The sequence below is a fragment of the Faecalicatena contorta genome, assembly GCF_022835095.1.
GTDB classification, from domain to species: domain Bacteria; phylum Bacillota; class Clostridia; order Lachnospirales; family Lachnospiraceae; genus Faecalicatena; species Faecalicatena contorta.
Window position 1 is genome coordinate 644,748 of record NZ_BQNQ01000001.1, and the last position, 17,327, is coordinate 662,074.

Annotated in this window: 19 protein-coding genes; all 19 read left to right on the plus strand. The window is 47.7% G+C overall.

Annotated elements, in window-relative coordinates; genetic code table 11:
* The first annotated feature begins 193 nt into the window (after positions 1 to 193).
* The 19 genes from MWG26_RS02870 (at position 194) to mtnA (ending at position 17,305) form a co-directional block, all read left to right on the plus strand.
* Positions 194 to 676 (plus strand): RpiB/LacA/LacB family sugar-phosphate isomerase, encoded by a 483-nt coding sequence (locus MWG26_RS02870; RefSeq protein ID WP_025654567.1) that lies wholly within the window; start codon positions 194 to 196, stop codon positions 674 to 676.
* A complete protein-coding gene (locus MWG26_RS02875; RefSeq protein ID WP_025654568.1) occupies positions 673 to 1,341 on the plus strand; it encodes a ribulose-phosphate 3-epimerase in 669 nt (222 codons plus the stop codon). The genes MWG26_RS02870 and MWG26_RS02875 overlap by 4 nt, the downstream gene beginning before the upstream one ends.
* Positions 1,342 to 1,959: 618 nt before the next feature.
* A complete protein-coding gene (locus MWG26_RS02880) occupies positions 1,960 to 2,976 on the plus strand; it encodes a LacI family DNA-binding transcriptional regulator (protein ID WP_025654569.1) in 1,017 nt (338 codons plus the stop codon).
* Positions 2,977 to 2,990: 14 nt separating this feature from the next.
* Entirely contained in the window at positions 2,991 to 3,554 is a 564-nt protein-coding gene (gene hxlB, locus MWG26_RS02885) for a 6-phospho-3-hexuloisomerase (protein WP_025654570.1), read from the plus strand.
* Positions 3,555 to 3,639: 85 nt separating this feature from the next.
* Positions 3,640 to 4,755 carry an autoinducer 2 ABC transporter substrate-binding protein gene (locus tag MWG26_RS02890; protein WP_025654571.1) on the plus strand — a complete coding sequence of 372 codons (1,116 nt, stop codon included), beginning with the start codon at positions 3,640 to 3,642 and terminating at the stop codon, positions 4,753 to 4,755.
* Between the two features lie 185 nt (positions 4,756 to 4,940).
* Complete coding sequence (locus MWG26_RS02895; protein WP_025654572.1) at positions 4,941 to 6,434, plus strand: sugar ABC transporter ATP-binding protein; 1,494 nt, start codon at positions 4,941 to 4,943, stop codon at positions 6,432 to 6,434.
* Between the two features lie 18 nt (positions 6,435 to 6,452).
* Positions 6,453 to 7,475, plus strand: a complete 1,023-nt coding sequence (locus MWG26_RS02900; RefSeq protein WP_025654573.1) for an ABC transporter permease — start codon at positions 6,453 to 6,455, stop codon at positions 7,473 to 7,475.
* Between the two features lies 1 nt (position 7,476).
* Positions 7,477 to 8,439: an ABC transporter permease gene (locus MWG26_RS02905; RefSeq protein WP_025654574.1), complete on the plus strand. Its 963-nt coding sequence runs from the start codon at positions 7,477 to 7,479 to the stop codon at positions 8,437 to 8,439.
* A gap of 94 nt (positions 8,440 to 8,533) precedes the next feature.
* Entirely contained in the window at positions 8,534 to 9,487 is a 954-nt protein-coding gene (locus tag MWG26_RS02910) for a ribokinase (protein ID WP_117440888.1), read from the plus strand.
* Positions 9,468 to 10,034 carry an SIS domain-containing protein gene (locus MWG26_RS02915; RefSeq protein ID WP_025654575.1) on the plus strand — a complete coding sequence of 189 codons (567 nt, stop codon included), beginning with the start codon at positions 9,468 to 9,470 and terminating at the stop codon, positions 10,032 to 10,034. Before MWG26_RS02910 ends, MWG26_RS02915 begins: the two co-directional genes overlap by 20 nt.
* A 54-nt stretch (positions 10,035 to 10,088) precedes the next feature.
* The gene (locus MWG26_RS02920) at positions 10,089 to 10,574 is read left to right on the plus strand and encodes a VOC family protein (protein WP_025654576.1); all 486 of its coding nucleotides are present in this window, start codon (positions 10,089 to 10,091) and stop codon (positions 10,572 to 10,574) included.
* A gap of 94 nt (positions 10,575 to 10,668) precedes the next feature.
* Complete coding sequence (gene hxlA, locus MWG26_RS02925) at positions 10,669 to 11,304, plus strand: 3-hexulose-6-phosphate synthase (protein WP_025654577.1); 636 nt, start codon at positions 10,669 to 10,671, stop codon at positions 11,302 to 11,304.
* A gap of 1 nt (position 11,305) precedes the next feature.
* Positions 11,306 to 11,866: a 6-phospho-3-hexuloisomerase gene (gene hxlB / locus MWG26_RS02930; protein ID WP_025654578.1), complete on the plus strand. Its 561-nt coding sequence runs from the start codon at positions 11,306 to 11,308 to the stop codon at positions 11,864 to 11,866.
* A 230-nt stretch (positions 11,867 to 12,096) separates the two neighbouring features.
* Positions 12,097 to 12,522 (plus strand): hypothetical protein, encoded by a 426-nt coding sequence (locus tag MWG26_RS02935; RefSeq protein ID WP_025654579.1) that lies wholly within the window; start codon positions 12,097 to 12,099, stop codon positions 12,520 to 12,522.
* A gap of 169 nt (positions 12,523 to 12,691) precedes the next feature.
* Complete coding sequence (locus MWG26_RS02940; RefSeq protein ID WP_025654580.1) at positions 12,692 to 13,132, plus strand: helix-turn-helix domain-containing protein; 441 nt, start codon at positions 12,692 to 12,694, stop codon at positions 13,130 to 13,132.
* An 85-nt stretch (positions 13,133 to 13,217) separates the two neighbouring features.
* The gene (locus MWG26_RS02945) at positions 13,218 to 14,174 is read left to right on the plus strand and encodes an aldo/keto reductase (protein WP_025654581.1); all 957 of its coding nucleotides are present in this window, start codon (positions 13,218 to 13,220) and stop codon (positions 14,172 to 14,174) included.
* Between the two features lie 17 nt (positions 14,175 to 14,191).
* On the plus strand, positions 14,192 to 15,367 hold the full coding sequence (locus MWG26_RS02950) for an iron-containing alcohol dehydrogenase (protein WP_025654582.1): 1,176 nt from the start codon (positions 14,192 to 14,194) through the stop codon (positions 15,365 to 15,367).
* A 334-nt stretch (positions 15,368 to 15,701) separates the two neighbouring features.
* Positions 15,702 to 16,151 carry a ribose 5-phosphate isomerase B gene (gene rpiB / locus MWG26_RS02955; protein ID WP_025654584.1) on the plus strand — a complete coding sequence of 150 codons (450 nt, stop codon included), beginning with the start codon at positions 15,702 to 15,704 and terminating at the stop codon, positions 16,149 to 16,151.
* 71 nt (positions 16,152 to 16,222) lie between these two features.
* Complete coding sequence (gene mtnA / locus MWG26_RS02960; RefSeq protein WP_025654585.1) at positions 16,223 to 17,305, plus strand: S-methyl-5-thioribose-1-phosphate isomerase; 1,083 nt, start codon at positions 16,223 to 16,225, stop codon at positions 17,303 to 17,305.
* Positions 17,306 to 17,327 lie beyond the last annotated feature (22 nt).

Here is a 17,327-nt window from a genome sequence, read left to right on the forward strand (position 1 = left end):
GAAAATAAAAAGCCAGTTCATTGACAAATGGAGTGGAAAGGAGTTATATTTAAAACATCTTGTAACCGGTTACAGCGAAATAGAGTGTACAAATTTTTGTTTAATACCTTAAATATAGGGGTTTTATTGCCAGTTATAACTAATATTAATAAAGCGGTTACATAAAATATCGATTATAGCAGGAGGAATTGTCTTGAAAATTATTATGGGTGCCGATCCGGCAGGTTTTGAACTAAAGAATGCGATCAAAGCAGATTTGCTAAAGAAAGGCTACGATATTACTGATATAGATCCGGAGACTCCCGTGTTGTTCCAGGAAGCGGCAGTTGCGGTGGCACAGGGCGTTCAGAGCCGGGAGTACGACAGGGGCATTGCGATATGCGGTACGGGCATGGGTGTCAGCATTATATGCAACAAGCACAGAGGCGTCTATGCAGCCTTGTGTGAAAGCCTGTATCAGGCCCGGAGGGCCAAAGCGGTGAATAATACGAATGTATTGTGCATGGGCGGTTTTATCATAGGCAATGAAATGGGGATCGAGATGGCTAACGCCTGGCTGGAAGCAGAGCACATGTCAGGCCTCACACCGGAGATGGCCAGAATTGTGGAAAAGGAATATGATCAGCTGGTAGAATTTGAAAAAACGGTATATTCAGATGAGGAGGGGCAGCAATGAAGAAGATATCACCATCCATGATGTGTGTGGAAATTGACAAACTGAATGATTATTTGAAAATATTTGAAGAAGAAAAAATAGAATATCTCCATATTGATATTATGGATGGTGAATATGTGCCCAATTATACGCTGGGGACGGATTATGTACGGCAGCTTCGAAAGACAACCGATATACCGCTGGATGTACATCTTATGATAAACAATCCGGAAAGGAAGATTACGTGGTTTGATTTCCAGGAGGGAGAGTATGTCTCCGTCCACGCTGAGAGCACGCAGCATCTGCAGAAGGCGCTTCAGGCCATCAGGGCTACGGGCGCAAAACCAATGGTTGCGATTAATCCCTCTACCAGAGTGGAGGAACTTCAGTACGTCCTGGATGACATGGACGGTCTTCTTGTTATGACCGTAAATCCGGGTTTTGCCGGACAAAAGGCGATTCCGCAGACTATCCAGAAGATTGAAGACTGCAGAAACTATCTTGACGAGCGGGGATATCAGCATATAGAGATTGAGGTTGATGGAAACGTGAGTTATGAGCTGGCCGGGGAAATGTCGAAAAAACATGCGGATATCTTTGTGGCCGGATCTTCCAGCTTCATGAATGGGATTGATGGAATGCGGGAGGGGATTCAGCTTATGCGGCGGGTTATTGCGGTCAGTTGAAGCGCATAAGGGACGCCGCTTGAACCGAATACAGGGCTGGCTTAAAACGGGACAGGACTGTAAGCTGGAGTAAAGGAAAAGAGACGAAAAAACGGGACAACCTGGGCACATCACCCGAAGCCTGATGGCTTCGCGCGCTGGACCCAGGAAAACTTGTAATTCGGAATTACAAGTTTTGTCCCGGTTTTTCGTCTCTTTTCCTTAACTCCAGCTTACAGTCCTTTTACGTTTTAAGCCAGCCCTGTATTCGGTTCAAGCGGCTGGTGCATCATGGCGGGGATATGGCCGCAAATGGAGGGAACGCGGAACGGGGGCGGCGGATGGAGTTGGATGTGACGGGAGAGGATTGGGGAAAGAAAAAAGACATTTTTCGACTTACTTTTCAGAAACCGCTTTCTTTTTGGGGAAATATGGGGGAGGATGTCGAAATATGAAGGAGAATGGGAAGGCAAAAATATGTCGATAATTTTGTGGAATATATACAAAAATGCGATGTTAAAAACATTAAAAACGACGAAAGTATGAGGGATATGTGATGAGGGGTTGACGAGTGGGAGGTTGTGTGTAATAATGATTTTACTGAAACCGGTTACAAACATTCAGCGGGGGAAATGAAATATGCCTAAAGAATTTACGATCAATGACATTGCAAAAGAGGCGGGCGTTTCGAAGGCGACAGTGTCGCGGGTGTTGAATGAATCAGCTTCCGTTAAGACGGAAACGAAGGAACGGGTTCTGGAGATTATGGAGAAGCGCCATTTTTCTCCTTCGGCTACGGCCCGGAACCTGTCGAGGCAGAGCTCGAATACGATCGGTGTGATAGTACCGGAGGTTGATAACCCTTTTTTCGGGGAGATGCTCAGGGGGATTACGGAGATCGCAGACAAGTATAATTATACTTTAATCTGCTGCAACTCAGATGACAGCGCGGACAAGGACAAGAAAGCGCTGCTGATGCTGAAGGAGCACAGAGTGAGAGGGCTGCTTTACACACCGGCGGTTGATTATACAACCAAGGAACAGCAGAGGGAGATCAACAAGCATTTGAAAGATCTGAACGCCCCAATCGTGATTATGGACCGACAGACAGATAGTCTGGAGGAGTATGACGGAGTTTTTTTTGATGATGAGAAGGGCCTGTATGAGGCCACGATGGCTTTGATCAGGGCAGGGCACACGAAGATCGGCCTTCTGAATGCGACGATGGACAGAGTATTGGCCAGGGTTCGCTACAAAGGTTATGAAAGAGCCATCCATGATGCAGGTATTCCTCTTGAGAGGCGGTACATATTTGAAGGGGATTACCGGATGACGAAAGCATATAAGCTTTCCAAAAAGCTTCTTTCTATGGAGGACCGCCCCACGGCAGTTTTAACCTGTAACAACAGAACCAGCCTCGGCTTTTTGAAAGCACTCTACGAGAGGGACGAGCGTTTGTCAAGAGATATTGCCTGTATCGGGCTGGACAGAATTGAGGCATTCGATGTGATTCACAACAAGTTCAACTATATTGAGCGGGATGCCAACCAGATGGGACGCCAGGCAATACGGCTGCTGAATGACAGGATCGCATATCCCGAAAGGCCGTTGAAGCAGATCATACTGACACCGGTCTTAAGGATTCAGGAATTATGAGAATGGAGGTTTATATGGAAGACAGATTTAAAGAATTATCGGCTATGGCGATGAAAGAACTGACAGAAGTATTTGACAGAATGGATGATTCCAATGTAAGAGATCTTCTGGAACTCATAAAGAAAACAGACAGGATATTCCTGCTGGCAGCAGGAAGGGAAGGGCTGTCTACCCGGTCCTTTGCCATGAGGCTGATGCATCTTGGCAAGCAGTCTTACTGGATCTGGGATGACACCACACCGTCCATCGGAGAGGGAGACCTGATGATTTGTGCATGCGGCTCCGCGAATGTGGGTCATGAGAATTATATAGCAAAGATGGCGAAAGACAACGGCGCCGAGCTGGCGCTGATAACGCCGTCAAATGAAGGTTATCTCTTATCCATAGCAGACCTGACAGTAAATGTACCGGCAGCGGCTTATAAAGCCACCGGGGATTTTGTTCCTACAGAGCAGCTGATGGGAAATCTCTTTGAGCAGGCACTCTTTATTCTCTACGATGTGCTGGTTATGATGTTGAGAGAAGAGATGGGAATCAGCAAAGAAGAGATGGTCAGCAGACACCGGAATGTAGAATAATGTCTGCAGCAACAATGCCCGTAATGGGCCATGCGAAAGCATGGAGCGATCACATAAATTTTTTCAAAAAAGGAGGAAAAATGTTATGAAAAATCTCAAGAAATTTGTCGCAATCATGGCAGCGGCAGCAATGACACTCTCAATGGTGGCATGCAGCAGCGAAAAAACCACCACGTCCTCAGACACAAAGAAGGAAACGAAAGAGACCACAACGGAAGACAAAGGAAGCAGTACTGATTTGTTTGATATTGCAAATTACAAGTCTGACAAAGACAAGTCTGAATGGACAATCGCAGTTGTAACAAAGGATAACACAGCAAACTGGTTCAAACGGATGGAAATCGGTGTTAACGAATTTGGTGAAGAGACCGGAATCAACGTAATCCAGAAAGGACCGGCTAACGCAGATGCAGCTTCTCAGGTACAGGTTATTGACGATTTGATCAACCAGGGCGTTGACGCACTTTGCGTAGTGCCGATCGACCCGGGCGCAATTGAAGCATCCCTGAAGAACGCTATGGAGCAGGGCATTGTAGTTATCACACACGAAGCTTCCAACCAGAAGAATACATTATTCGATACCGAAGCATTTACAGCTGATGATTTCGGTGCAGCAATCATGGATGCTCTTGCAAAAGACATGGGTGAAAAAGGCAAATATGCTATGATGGTTGCTTACACAACATCTACAACTCATATGGAATATGCAAATGCGCAGTACAAACGCCAGCAGGAAGCATATCCGGACATGGAACTGATCAATGACGGCGCAATCCCATCAGCAGAATCAGAAGAATCCATTGATACATCCTATGAAAGAGCAAAAGAAATCCTGAAAGCGAATCCGGATCTGAAAGGCTTCACAGGTGTTGCATCTACAGACTGCCCAGGTATCGCTAAGGCTGTAGAGGAACTCGGACTGGACGTTAAGGTTGTTGGCGTAGGTACACCAAACGAATTTAAGCCATACGTAGAATCAGGCACAATCTCCACAATCAAACTGTGGGATCCAAAAGACTCTGGTTACGTTATGTGTAAAGTTGCTTCTATGATTCTTGCAGGCGAGGAAGTAGGAGACGGAAGCGACCTTGGAATCGACGGATACAACAAGATCACTTTGGTTGAAGGCGACAACAGATGCCTCATCGGACAGGCTGACCTTACAATTACAAAAGACAACATTAACGACTACGATTTCTAAATTTTATCAATGGAAATCAGACTTGCCGGACGGCAGCTGAAGGTAAGTGAGTTTTGGAAAAACAGTAATAATCGCACATCTTACATCCGTGTGGGATGTGCGGTTTTTTTCCAGACTGGGGTAACGTAAGTGAAAAGTGGTGGATTATTTACGTTACCCCAGTGAGGACAGAAAGGCAAGGTGACATGATGGGAAGTGAAAATATCCTTTGTGTAAAAGGAATTAAGAAATCATTTGGCGGTGTCCATGCTCTCAAAGGTGTGGATCTGACAATTAAGCGGGGGGAAACGCATTGTCTGGCAGGTGAAAATGGATGTGGAAAATCTACCATTATCAAGGTCATTTCCGGGTTCTACAAACCGGACGCAGGTTCTATAGAAGTGGATGGAAAGGGCTTTCCGATCATGACACCTGCAGAGGCTATCAAGGCCGGAATCCAGGTTATCTACCAGGATTTTTCAATCTTCCCGAATCTGACAGTAATTGAAAATCTGGCATTTAACCAGGTACTGGCAAATAAGAAGAAGCTGGTCAACAAAAAGGAGTTCCGCAGGATTGCTGAAGAAGCAGTCCAAAAAATTAATTTTGATGTGGATCTGGACGCGCTGGTTGAGACGCTTCCGGTTGCCGATAAACAGCTGATTGCAATCTCAAGAGCACTGCTCGATAATGCAAAACTGATTATCATGGATGAGCCCACAACCGCTCTGACTAAGAAGGAAGTGACCCGGCTCTTTGAGATTATTACAGACTTGAAAAAGAATGGGGTTACAATCCTCTTTGTATCCCATAAGCTGGATGAAGTGTTTGAGATCTCCGACAGCATTACAATCCTCAGAAATGGCGAAAATGTCATCAGCTGTCCTACCAAAGAAATGACAGAGGAAAAGTTTGCTTACTACATGACGGGACGCCATTTTGATACACAGGTTGTAAAAGAAGTAAATGAAAACAAGTACGGCGACGTGGTTATGGAAGCAAGAAACCTTACCGCTCCCGGATTTGAAAATGTAAGCTTCGAACTGCATCAGGGAGAGATCCTGGGCGTCACAGGGCAGTTGGGATCCGGACGTACGGAACTGTCTCTGGCATTATTTGGAATGCTCAAGCCAACCGGCGGACAGCTGCTGGTGGATGGAAAAGAAGTGCATATCAAGAGTGTATCAGCAGCCCAGAAACTGGGTATCGCCCTGGTTCCTGAGGACCGTCTGACAGAAGGGCTCTTCCTTCCCCAGTCGATTATCCGGAATATCACGGTCAGCAAGATGGACCAGCTGGCTAATAAAGCCGGCATTCTGAGCAGCAAAAAGGTTGAGGAAGAATCCGCGAAATGGGTGAAGGATATCGGGGTTGCCACTAAAAATCACGAATTCCCGGTTCAGACACTCTCAGGAGGAAACCAGCAGAAGGTCGTACTCGGCAGATGGCTTGCGAACCACCCGAAAGTATTAATTCTGAATGGACCTACAGTAGGCGTGGATATCGGCGCCAAATATGATATCCATAAACTGCTGAGAGAACTGGCTGCGAGCGGTATGGCAATTATCGTTGTATCCGATGACGCGTCAGAAGTAATTGCAACCTGTGACAGGGCGCTGGTCATGCAGGCGGGACATGTGACAGGCAATCTGTCGGCTGACGACCTGAATGCGGGCACGCTTGCACAGGCTACGGTCTAGGGAAGGGGTGAAGTGCAAATGAATAAATTTTTCAAGAGGTTGATTAAGCAGACAGAATTTTATGTGTTTTTAATCATTGTAGTTCTGTCACTTGTAATACAGGCGAGATCCGGATTGTTTTTCGCTAACAATAATATTGTAGACCTGCTCCGTTCCATGATAGTTCCTTCTATCTACGCAATCTGTGCACTGCTGGCTTTTGTCAGCACTGGTCCGGATGTATCCTTTCCGCTGATTGCGGCGTTGAGCAGTTACCTGGCTCTGACCGTAACGAACAGTCTGGGGCTGGATGGAGCACCGTGGATCATTACATTTATTATCGGCATTGTATTTGGATGTATCATGGGAGCGCTCAACGGAATCATAATTGTAAAGTATAAATTTCCAAGTCTGATCGTAACACTGGGTACCAGCTCCATTTTCAGTGGAATCCTGCTGGGGGCTTTCGAGGCAGAGAGAATGGACCTTCCGGCGAATCTTGCAGCATTTGGAAAAGCGTCATTATTAACAGTTAAGAATGCAAAAAGCGGGCTGGGTTCTACACTGCCGATGACATTTGTCATTATGATTGTTATTTACATCATTGCCTACCTGATTCTGAATAAAACAGTTGTGGGCCGCGGTGTGTATGCGATCGGCGGTGATGAAGTATCCGCAGAGAGAGCCGGATTTAACGTGAAGGGAATCCGTTTCGGAATCTTTGTAGTAAACGGCGGTATTGCTGCAGTGGCAGGACTCTGTTATGCAGTCATGTCCATGAGATATCTGCCTACTGAGTATGCGGGCGGTGAGATGATCGTTATTGCGGCCATCATCCTGGGCGGCACGAGAATGACGGGCGGTATCGGAACCCTGAAGGGATGCCTGCTCGGAACACTGCTTCTGACGATGGTATCAAACAGTCTGATTCTTCTTGGAATCTCTGTTTACTGGCAGAAGGTATTTATTGGAGCCATTATTATCATAGGTACGGCAATCTCTGCGATTCAGAGCCATGCCGGCGCCAAGGTAAAGACCAGGTTAAAGAAGGAGGCGGCATAATATGAAAAAAATGGACAGTAACATCAAACGTTTATTAATAATACTTGTTGCTTTCATCGTGATAGCCTGTGTTACAAAGCCAAGTGAGTTTATCAAGATCGGGAACTTCCAGACCATGGCAAAACAGCTTTCCGAGTATGGACTGATGGCAATCGGTGTAGGGATCTGTATGATTTCCGGCGGAATCGATTTGTCTACCGTATATATCGCAAATCTCTGCGGTATCCTCGCAGGTCTGATGATGCAGGAGAACGGAAGTATTGCAGTTGCAATCCTTGTTGCTCTGATTGTGGGTATGATCTGCGGCGCATTCAATGGATTCCTTGTATCTTACCTGAAGATCCCTGCGATGCTGGCTACGCTGGGAACCTACCAGCTGTTCATGGGAATTGCGATCATATCCTCCGGCGGCAGTACGGTAAGCGGAATTCCGGAAGCATTTACCGGCTTTGCCACGACAGCGCTGTTTGGTTATATACCGCTCTCCTTTGTAGTATTCCTGATTCTGATTGCGGTGATGACCTTTATTATGAGCAAGACAAAATTCGGAACAAGGGTATACCTTGTGGGAACCAATGAAAAAGCGGCCAAATTTGCAGGTATCCACTGCAATGCCGTATTGATCCGCACCTATATGCTTTCTGGGCTGGTATCCGCAGTGGCAGGTCTTCTCAGCCTTGCAAGAATCAATTCTGCAAAAGCAGACTTCGGAAGCAGTTATACGATGCAGTGTATTCTGATCGCAGTGCTGGGAGGCGTGAATCCTAACGGCGGATTTGGAACGATTCCGGGAATCGCCATAGCGGTAGTCATACTGCAGATGATGTCCTCCTATTTGAATATGTTCCCAAGCATCAGCAATTACTACAGAGATTTAATCTGGGGCATAGCTCTGATTGGTGTTCTGATTATTAATTTCGTCCTTGACAGGAGAAGAACTCAGAAACTGAGTAAAATCAGCTGATAAATTCTGCGGGTGCCTCAAATGTATTTTGCAGTGAGGCCCCGCAGTTATCAGTTAAGGATTGAAAATAAAGTGAATCGGTCAGGAGGATGTTATGGAGAAACCGAAAATATTAGTTGTGGGCAGCATGAATATGGATCTTTTCGTGGAGGGGGCAAATTCCATACCGGGATTCGGGGAGTCCATTATGTGTGGTAATTATGGATATGCTACAGGCGGAAAGGGTTCCAACCAGGCCATCGCAGCAGCTCTTCAGGGAGCGGATGTTACGATGGTGGGACGGCTCGGCGAAGATACAAACGGGGAGTCCCTGAAAAACGAGCTGAAAAAAGCCGGAGTCCATACGGAGTATATTGTAACTGACAAAGAGAAGCAGACGGGACTTGCGCTGATGCTGCTGAATTCTGACGGCCGCTATGTTTCTTATGTAGCGCTGGGAGCGAATGGCAGCATATGCGCGGAAGATGTTAAGGCGGCTTTAGAGGCGGAAAAGTTCGATATGGTAATTATGCAGCTGGAGATGCCTCTGGAGACCGTATACCGTACATATGAACTGGCAAAGGAGCGGGACATTCCCGTGTTCCTGGATGCGGGGCCTGCGATGAGTATCCCTCTGGAGCGGCTGCAGGGGCTGTATATCTTATCCCCCAACGAGGCGGAGACAGAGGCGCTGACGGGGATAAGTCCCGATACGGAGGAAAGCGCCGTTGAAGCAGCAAAATGGCTGTATGATCAGGCGCGCCCCCAATATGTGATTCTAAAACTGGGATCCCGCGGGGCTTTACTCTATGACGGGAAATCAGCGGAACTGATTCCGTGCTTTAAAGTAAAAGCAGTCGATTCTACTGCTGCAGGTGATACATTCGGCGCGGCGCTGGCAATCCGCCTGTGCAAGGGCGACAGTATGAAGGACGCCATCCGTTTTGCGCATGCGGCTGCGGGGATCTGTGTATCCCGCATGGGGGCGCAGGTATCTATCCCTAAAGAGACAGAAGTGGCGGCATTTTTGGAGAAAGAAGGCGGTTCTCATGGAAAAGAAACAGTATAAAGAAATGCATGATGTGATCATAGAGGAGTGCGGACGCGCTCTGGATGCGATCGATGCTGATGATGTGCTCCGTTATATCGGGATGATCCAAAGCGCCGAAAAAGTATTTTTTGTTGGCGTGGGAAGGGTTCTGCTGTCATTGGAGGCTATGGCAAAACGATATGCCCATCTGGGGATACGGGCCGTAATCGTAGGTGAGATAACAGAGCCGGCTATTACACCGCGGGATGTTCTGGTGGTAGGTTCCGGGAGTGGAGAAACGCTGTTTCCAGCCGGAATCGCGAGAAAGGCAAAAGCGGCGGGGGCAAAGGTAATTCATATCGGAAGTAATCCGTCAAGCGGGCTTCGGGATGTTGCAGACCTGTTTCTGCGGATTCCGGTGGAGAGCAGGGCGAAGCTGGAGGATGAGATTCATTCCAGACAGCCGATGACGTCCCTGTTTGAGCAGGCTCTGCTGCTCTTCGGGGATACGACGGCGATGATGATGATCGAAGACAGAAAGATTGATCTGGACGGTCTCTGGGAATATCATGCCAATCTGGAATAACCGGATGGCAGCAAGAACGGTACAGTATAAAAATTATAATAGGAGGAACATACAATGAAAGGATTAATTAAACAGATAGCGATCTTAGTGGAAGATGTGGACAAGGCAATGCAGAATTACTGGGATATTCTTGGGATCGGACCATGGGATGTACGCCATTTCCGTCCGGAAACATGCCATGATTTCTATGTGAACGGTGAGCTTCAGACAGAAGGCTTTGATTTTATCTGTGCTGTCTGCTGGCATGAGGACATTGAACTAGAACTGATCCAGCCAATTGAAGGGCCGAATGTATATTGGGATACGCTGAAAAGAAAAGGTTCCTGCCTGCATCATTTCAAAGTGGTCATTCCGGATAATGATGAGCTGAAGGCTTATGTGGAAGAGCTGGAGGCAAAGGGAATGAAAGTAATGCAGACCGGTTGGATTGACAACGATGTCCATTATTATGTGGACTCAGAGGATAAGCTTGGGTTTATTCTGGAACTGGGCAATGGAGGAGCGATCGGAGAACCTGATTACCGTTATCCGGCAGAATAGTTTAGGTCTCAAAATAGTTTATTACCGTAAAGGAGCATTCATAATAACAGTTCAGGTCTGCCTGAACTGTTACCATTCATAAAAGGAGAAAAGCATGAAACTACAATTGGCACTGGACGATTTGACAATGGATGAGGCACTGGAGCTGACAACGAAGGTACAGGAGCATATTGACATCATAGAGATCGGAACTCCGTTTGTTTATCAGGAGGGGATGCGCGCGGTTCAGATATTTAAGGAGCGCTTTCCCGATAAAGAAGTGCTGGCGGATATGAAGATTATGGATGCCGGATATTACGAGGCAGAAGAGGCCCTGAAAGTGGGTGCAGACTATGTAACCGTTCTGGGCGTAACAGATAACCTGACAATTAAGGGATGCATTGACGCGGCGGAGCATTATGGTAAAGAGATTGTGGTGGATATGATCTGCGTTACGGATATGCCTAAGCGCATCCGTGAGCTGGAGGAACTGGGGGCACATGGAATGGCAGTGCATGTGGGCACAGACCAGCAGGCAGCGGGGCGCAAACCTATTGATGACCTGCGTGTCATGGCAAAGCACTGCGAGAAGGCAAAAATCTCTGTTGCCGGCGGCATCAGCCCTGAGACGACTCCGGAATATGCGGCTTTAAAGCCTGAGGTACTGATTGTGGGAAGCGGGATTGCACATGCGGCAGACCCGGCCGGCGCGGCAAAGGCGATTAAAGACAGTATGAAGGAGTGTGAATAGAATGGCAGAAGCAGTGATTTTGAAAAAAATTCTGGAAGAATTGATGGAAAATGCGAAACAGATCCGGCAGGAGGAACTGGAACAGTTTGCAGACAAGATTCAGGAAGGCAACCGCATATTTGTAGCGGGCGCAGGCCGTTCCGGGTTTGTGGCAAGGGCATTTTCCAACCGGCTGATGCACCTTGGGCTTACCGTTTACTTTGTAGGTGAACCTACTACACCTTCGATCCAGAAGGGGGATCTGCTGATGATCGTGTCCGGCTCAGGGGAAACCGGCAGCCTGAAGGTGATGGCAGAGAAAGCGAAAAAACAGGAGGCAATGGTTGCGGTAATCACTATTTTCCCGCAGGCATCTATCGGCAGTATGGCGGATGCGGTGATCCAGGTTCCTGGTGTGACACCGAAAAGTGAACTGGAGACCGCGACTACCTCTGTACAGCCTATGGGAAATGCATTCGAACAGACAACATGGCTGATTTGTGATAATATAATCATGATTTTGATGGAGCGTATGGGAAGGACCCAGGAAGAGATGTTCTCTTTGCACGCGAATCTGGAATAGGAATTACAGAACGGAATTATACCCTGCCCGGATGCAGGGCTGATGAAGCAGAACTGCTTTTATCAGCTTTGCATCCGGGCAGGGTGTATTTTATTTTACGCGATGCGACCGTCGCAGGCGCGAGATTCGTAAGCGAAACTCTATTTTATTGTGGATAACTTCCGGTTGTGTTAAACTGAATGTATAAAAGTACTTTTTATGGGAAGTTTTACAGAAGCGGAGGGATAGGTATGAAAACGTTGAAAGAACTGAGGGCAGTGATTCTGGTTTTGGGCGTATATTTGATATTCGGGTGTTATCTGTGGGCAGGGAATTATGCCAATATGCGGCTTGAGAGGACTTATGAAATTAAATACAGGTATATGATGATGGTTACTATGGTTATATTCTGGCTGGCGGCGGCCGCGGCAGTTGCCCTCCTGGGCGGGATTATGAAGAAACGGTTTCTTTGGGTGGAAATTGTCCTGATCGATATACCAGCGGTGCTGATGCTTTTGGCACAGGTCCTGTACTTTACAGTTCCGAATCTGCCAATGTTGGTGGGGGTATTTTCAGATAAACTTATGGTGCTGGGAGCGGTTCTTGCGGGGTGTGAGGCGGTGCGTTATGTACGCTACTTCAGAAACGGGCGCAGTCCGTATAAGCGAATTGTGTAACCCGCTTCAGACACGCTCAAGAGCGTAATAAAAAACAGGAAAGAAATACTGTGAAAAAGCAATCTGCAACTCCAGGTTGCGGCGATGTAAAGTGTATCTGGTGGCCCGAAAAAGGAGTGGATGGTATAGTAAGGCCAGAGCGGCATAATAAGACGAGGAGGCGAAGGATATGACTCTGGGCGAAAAAATACAGAAACACAGGAAAGAGAAGCGGATGTCCCAGGAAAATTTGGCGGCGCTGCTGGGGGTATCCCGGCAGGCCGTATCCAAATGGGAACTAAATGATACGATACCGGACACGGAGAATGTAATACAACTGGGGCGGATACTGGGAGTATCGCTGGATTATCTTCTGATACCGGAGAGGGAGTCACACGATGAATGCGGTAAAGCTGGCCCGGAAAAACCAGACAGGCCGGGAAAAAGAGGAAGAGCTTTAGCGGGATGGGGCATCTACCTGGCGCTTGTGATGATATTTCTCGTCATAATGTGGTGGAATTCTTCCTTTGGGGTAGGGTTGGCTAATGCAGTAAATATTACGGTTCTGGCGGTTTTTGTTTATATTGTGCGTCTTCTCATAAAAGCGTTGAAGAAGTATATACAAAAGTAAAGAGAATATTTATAATAGAAGTGTCGGGGCAATTGTAAGAGATAGATTGCTGCCGGCACTTAAATGATTGGAAAGGAGCGAGCGAATGAAGAAGATTGTGATACCGGACACGGATCTGGTATTATCCCCGATGGGGATGGGATGCGTGAATGCCGGCCTGAAGTGGGACGGCAAGGAAGCAGATTACATATTTGATGCTTTTTTGGATATGGGTGGCAATCTTTATGATACTGCGCGGGTGTATTCCGACTGGGTTTTACCTGAAATTGGGAGAAGTGAGCGGGTTCTGGGAGACTGGCTGAAGAGAAGCGGTAAGAGGAACCGGATGGTGTTAATTACCAAAGGCGGGCATCCCGATATGGCCTGCCCTAAACCGGATCTCCATAAAAGCCGGATGCGGGAAGCTGATATGCGGCATGATGTGGAACAGTCTCTGCAGGCGCTGCACACGGATTATATAGACCTGTATTTTTATCATCGGGATGATGAATCTGTGCCGGCAGAAGAACTAATCGAGACTATGGAGACATTTGTGAAGGAGGGGAAGATCCGATACTATTGCTGCTCGAACTGGAGCACCAGCCGGATGAAGGCTGCGGACAGCTGCTGCCGGAAGAAGGGCTGCCGGGGATTTGCGGCAAACCAGGTTCTGTTCAATATGGGTTCCCGCTTTATGATGCCTCTGGAGGACGATACCATTCGGTATATGGATGATGAGATGCAGGAATATCATAAAAAAAATTCTGAGAATCTGGCGATGCCATACATGGGAATCTGCAGCGGTTTTTTCCATAATTTCATCGAAAAGGGTGAAGATTCTGTAGTGGATTCACCATACTATACGAAGGAAAATATCAGACTGGCAGAAAGAGTCAGGATGCTCACGGAGAAGTATCAGGCAACGGTGACTCAGGTTGTTCTTGGATTCTTTACATGCAGGGATTTTCAATGTGTTCCGCTGTACGGGCCGCGCAGCGCCGAGCATCTAAAAGAGGCAATGGGCAGCTTTGAGATACCATTTAAGAAAGAAGATTATGAATAAAGACGAGGAGAAATATTGTGGAAAATTTTACATTTTACAGTCCTACTTATTTTGTGTTTGGCAGAGAAAAAGAAACGGAGACAGGGCATTACGTAAAGCGCTTTGGGGGAAGTAAGGTTTTGATTCATTATGGCGGCGGCAGTGTAAAGCGTTCCGGCCTTTTGGACAGAGTGAAGGTATCCCTGGAGACCGAGGGAATTGAATATGTCGAGCTTGGGGGCGTGAAACCGAATCCGAGGAGCGGACTGGTATATGAGGGGATCGATCTGTGCAGAAATGAGGGTGTGGATTTCATACTGGCTGTTGGCGGGGGAAGTACGATTGACTCCGCGAAAGCGATAGCCGCAGGGGCGGTTTACGAAGGCGACTTCTGGGACTTTTATCAGGGGAAGGCGGTTGAAAGAGCGCTGCCCGTGGGTACCATTCTGACGATCGCGGCGGCCGGCAGTGAGGGATCACCAGATTCCGTGATCACGAAAGAAGAGGGCATGTTCAAGCGCGGCGCTACTGGAGAAGCAATGCGTCCGGCTTTTTCCATCCTGAATCCGGAGCTGACGCAGACGCTGCCGGCGTATCAGACAGCATGCGGTGCAACCGATATTATGGCGCATGTTCTGGAGCGCTATTTTACAAACTCAACTGAGGTTGAGATTACAGACAGGCTCTGTGAGGCCGTACTTCTAACCATGGTAAAAGAAGTACCCCGTGTAATTGCTGATCCGGATCATTATGAAGCGCGCGCAAATATAATGTGGGCAGGTATGGTTGCACACAATAATACATGCGGTGTGGGCAGACAGCAGGACTGGGCCAGCCATGATATCGAACATGAGCTTAGCGCAATGTATGACTGTGCACACGGCGCAGGGCTTGCAGTCATATTCCCGGCGTGGATGCGGTACACCGTGGAACACAATCCGATGAGATTTGCACAGCTCGCAGTCAGGCTGTGGGGATGCCAGATGGACTTCGAAAATCCGATGAACACTGCGATTGCAGGAATTGATGCCTTCAAGTGCTTCCTCAGCTCAATTGGGATGCCGGTATCCTTCGCGGAACTTGGCGCAAAGGAAGAAGATATCCCTGCCATGGCGGAAAAGAGCTGCTACGGTGACGGAAGAGGCGGATCACTTGGCGGATTTGTAAAACTTGGAAAAGAAGATGTGGAGAAGATATTCCGGCTGGCTCTGTAATATTATCGTTTGGGAGAAATTATGACTGCACATACTCTGCAATAGCTCAGACAGATCTGCGCATTTACTGCGCTGACCGTACGGAAACATTGTGGCTGCAGGCATCCGGCCCTTCGCCCCAGGTGGATTTTAATGAGCTGGATGTGTAACAGTTCAGTTCTGTCTGAACTGTTACCATATTCTTCGGAGGGCAGTATTAAGAAAACTAGTTTACTTGACATTTCAGACTTGATGGTAGACAATAAAATAAAGGTCGGTTTTATCTGCCGGGGCAGATCTGTACCACTGCAGATGAAGGACGCAGGCTTATAAATTTTACTGAGGAGTGGAAAAGATGAGAATAGGTATTGGCAACGATCATTCAGCGTTGGAGATGAAAGCGGAGATTATTGAATTTTTGCAGGAAAGAGGACATGAGGTGGTAGATTACGGCACAAATTGTGCTAAGAGCTGCGATTACCCCAAATATGGCGAGATCGTCGCGCGGGCGGTTGTAAATCATGAGGTGGATCAGGGCATCCTGATATGTGGGACTGGACTTGGTATCTCACTGGCTGCGAATAAGGTAAAAGGGATCCGTGCGGCAGTCTGCAGCGAGCCATTTACTGCAAGGATGGCCAGAATGCATAACAACTGCAATATTCTGGCATTCGGAGCAAGGGTGATTGGGCCTGAGCTTGCGAAGATGATCGTGGAAGTGTGGCTGGATACGGACTTCGAAGTGGGCGGACGCCATCAGAGGCGGGTGGATATGATTAGTGATATTGAGGACAGGTGGGAATAGCCCTTTTTCTGTAAAGGAAATTAAAGCGGGGGCGCCTGCTTTGATAATATAAGGTAAAGGAGAATTGATTTATGGCGAAAACAATTCTTGAATATGATACGGTATCTCTGGATGAGGAGAATGGCGCGCTGGTGATTATTGACCAGACGCAGCTGCCCGGAAAGATCGAGCTGCTTTCCCTGACTGATATTGAAGACATCTGGGAGGCTATTTACCTGTTGAAAGTAAGGGGGGCTCCGGCTATCGGGGTGACGGCCGCCATAGGTGTTTATCTGGCGGTTAAGGATCTGAAGACGAATGATATGATGGAATTTCGCGCAGCTTTTCAGCGGGCGAAGGAGTATCTGGCGACATCCAGGCCAACCGCCGTGAATCTTTTCTGGGCGCTGGAACGGATGGCTTCTGTAGTGGAAGAAAGTACGGCCAGCCTGGACTGCCGGGTGGAAGATGTGAAAGAACTGCTTCTAAAGGAAGCACAGCGCATCAGAGAAGAGGACATTGATGTATGCCGGAGGATCGGTGAAAATGCACTGACTCTTGTAAAGCCCGGTGATGGACTGCTGACCCACTGCAATGCGGGCAAACTCGCAGCGGTAAAATATGGTACGGCGACCGCGCCGATGTACCTTGGGCAGGAAAAAGGATATGGATTCCGACTCTTTGTTGATGAGACAAGACCTCTGCTGCAGGGGGCGCGGCTGACTGCTTTTGAACTGCAGGAGGCGGGCATGGATGTGACCCTGATCTGCGATAATATGTCGGGAGCGGTTATGAAAAAGGGATGGGTTGACGCTATCTTCGTAGGCTGCGACAGGGTAGCCGCGAACGGTGATGCGGCAAATAAAATTGGAACTTCCGTAGTAGCCGCGGTTGCCAAATATTACGGCATCCCTCTATATGTATGTGCACCCACCTCAACCATCGATATGTCGCTGCCGGCCGGAGATGCAATACCGATCGAGGAACGTTCTGCAGAGGAAGTAACGGAGATGTGGTATGAGAACCGTATGGCGCCGGAGGGTGTGAAGGTGTTCAATCCATGCTTTGACGTAACAGACCATGAACTGATCGCCGGTATCGTGACGGAGTATGGTATCGCATGGCCGCCTTATGAGGAGTCTTTGAAGAAGATATTTGGAAATATAAATAACTAATCTGAATGAAACACACAGTCTA

Bases quoted from the DNA above. Each gene is read 5' to 3' on its own strand.
- rpiB (WP_025654584.1), top strand. From the start codon at position 15,702: ATGAGAATAGGTATTGGCAACGATCATTCAGCGTTGGAGATGAAAGCG.
- MWG26_RS02875 (WP_025654568.1), top strand. From the start codon at position 673: ATGAAGAAGATATCACCATCCATGATGTGTGTGGAAATTGACAAACTG.
- MWG26_RS02905 (WP_025654574.1), top strand. From the start codon at position 7,477: ATGAAAAAAATGGACAGTAACATCAAACGTTTATTAATAATACTTGTT.
- MWG26_RS02920 (WP_025654576.1), top strand. From the start codon at position 10,089: ATGAAAGGATTAATTAAACAGATAGCGATCTTAGTGGAAGATGTGGAC.
- mtnA (WP_025654585.1), top strand. From the start codon at position 16,223: ATGGCGAAAACAATTCTTGAATATGATACGGTATCTCTGGATGAGGAG.
- MWG26_RS02895 (WP_025654572.1), top strand. From the start codon at position 4,941: ATGATGGGAAGTGAAAATATCCTTTGTGTAAAAGGAATTAAGAAATCA.
- MWG26_RS02945 (WP_025654581.1), top strand. From the start codon at position 13,218: ATGAAGAAGATTGTGATACCGGACACGGATCTGGTATTATCCCCGATG.
- MWG26_RS02900 (WP_025654573.1), top strand. From the start codon at position 6,453: ATGAATAAATTTTTCAAGAGGTTGATTAAGCAGACAGAATTTTATGTG.
- hxlB (WP_025654578.1), top strand. From the start codon at position 11,306: ATGGCAGAAGCAGTGATTTTGAAAAAAATTCTGGAAGAATTGATGGAA.
- hxlA (WP_025654577.1), top strand. From the start codon at position 10,669: ATGAAACTACAATTGGCACTGGACGATTTGACAATGGATGAGGCACTG.
- hxlB (WP_025654570.1), top strand. From the start codon at position 2,991: ATGGAAGACAGATTTAAAGAATTATCGGCTATGGCGATGAAAGAACTG.
- MWG26_RS02880 (WP_025654569.1), top strand. From the start codon at position 1,960: ATGCCTAAAGAATTTACGATCAATGACATTGCAAAAGAGGCGGGCGTT.
- MWG26_RS02910 (WP_117440888.1), top strand. From the start codon at position 8,534: ATGGAGAAACCGAAAATATTAGTTGTGGGCAGCATGAATATGGATCTT.
- MWG26_RS02940 (WP_025654580.1), top strand. From the start codon at position 12,692: ATGACTCTGGGCGAAAAAATACAGAAACACAGGAAAGAGAAGCGGATG.
- MWG26_RS02935 (WP_025654579.1), top strand. From the start codon at position 12,097: ATGAAAACGTTGAAAGAACTGAGGGCAGTGATTCTGGTTTTGGGCGTA.
- MWG26_RS02890 (WP_025654571.1), top strand. From the start codon at position 3,640: ATGAAAAATCTCAAGAAATTTGTCGCAATCATGGCAGCGGCAGCAATG.
- MWG26_RS02915 (WP_025654575.1), top strand. From the start codon at position 9,468: ATGGAAAAGAAACAGTATAAAGAAATGCATGATGTGATCATAGAGGAG.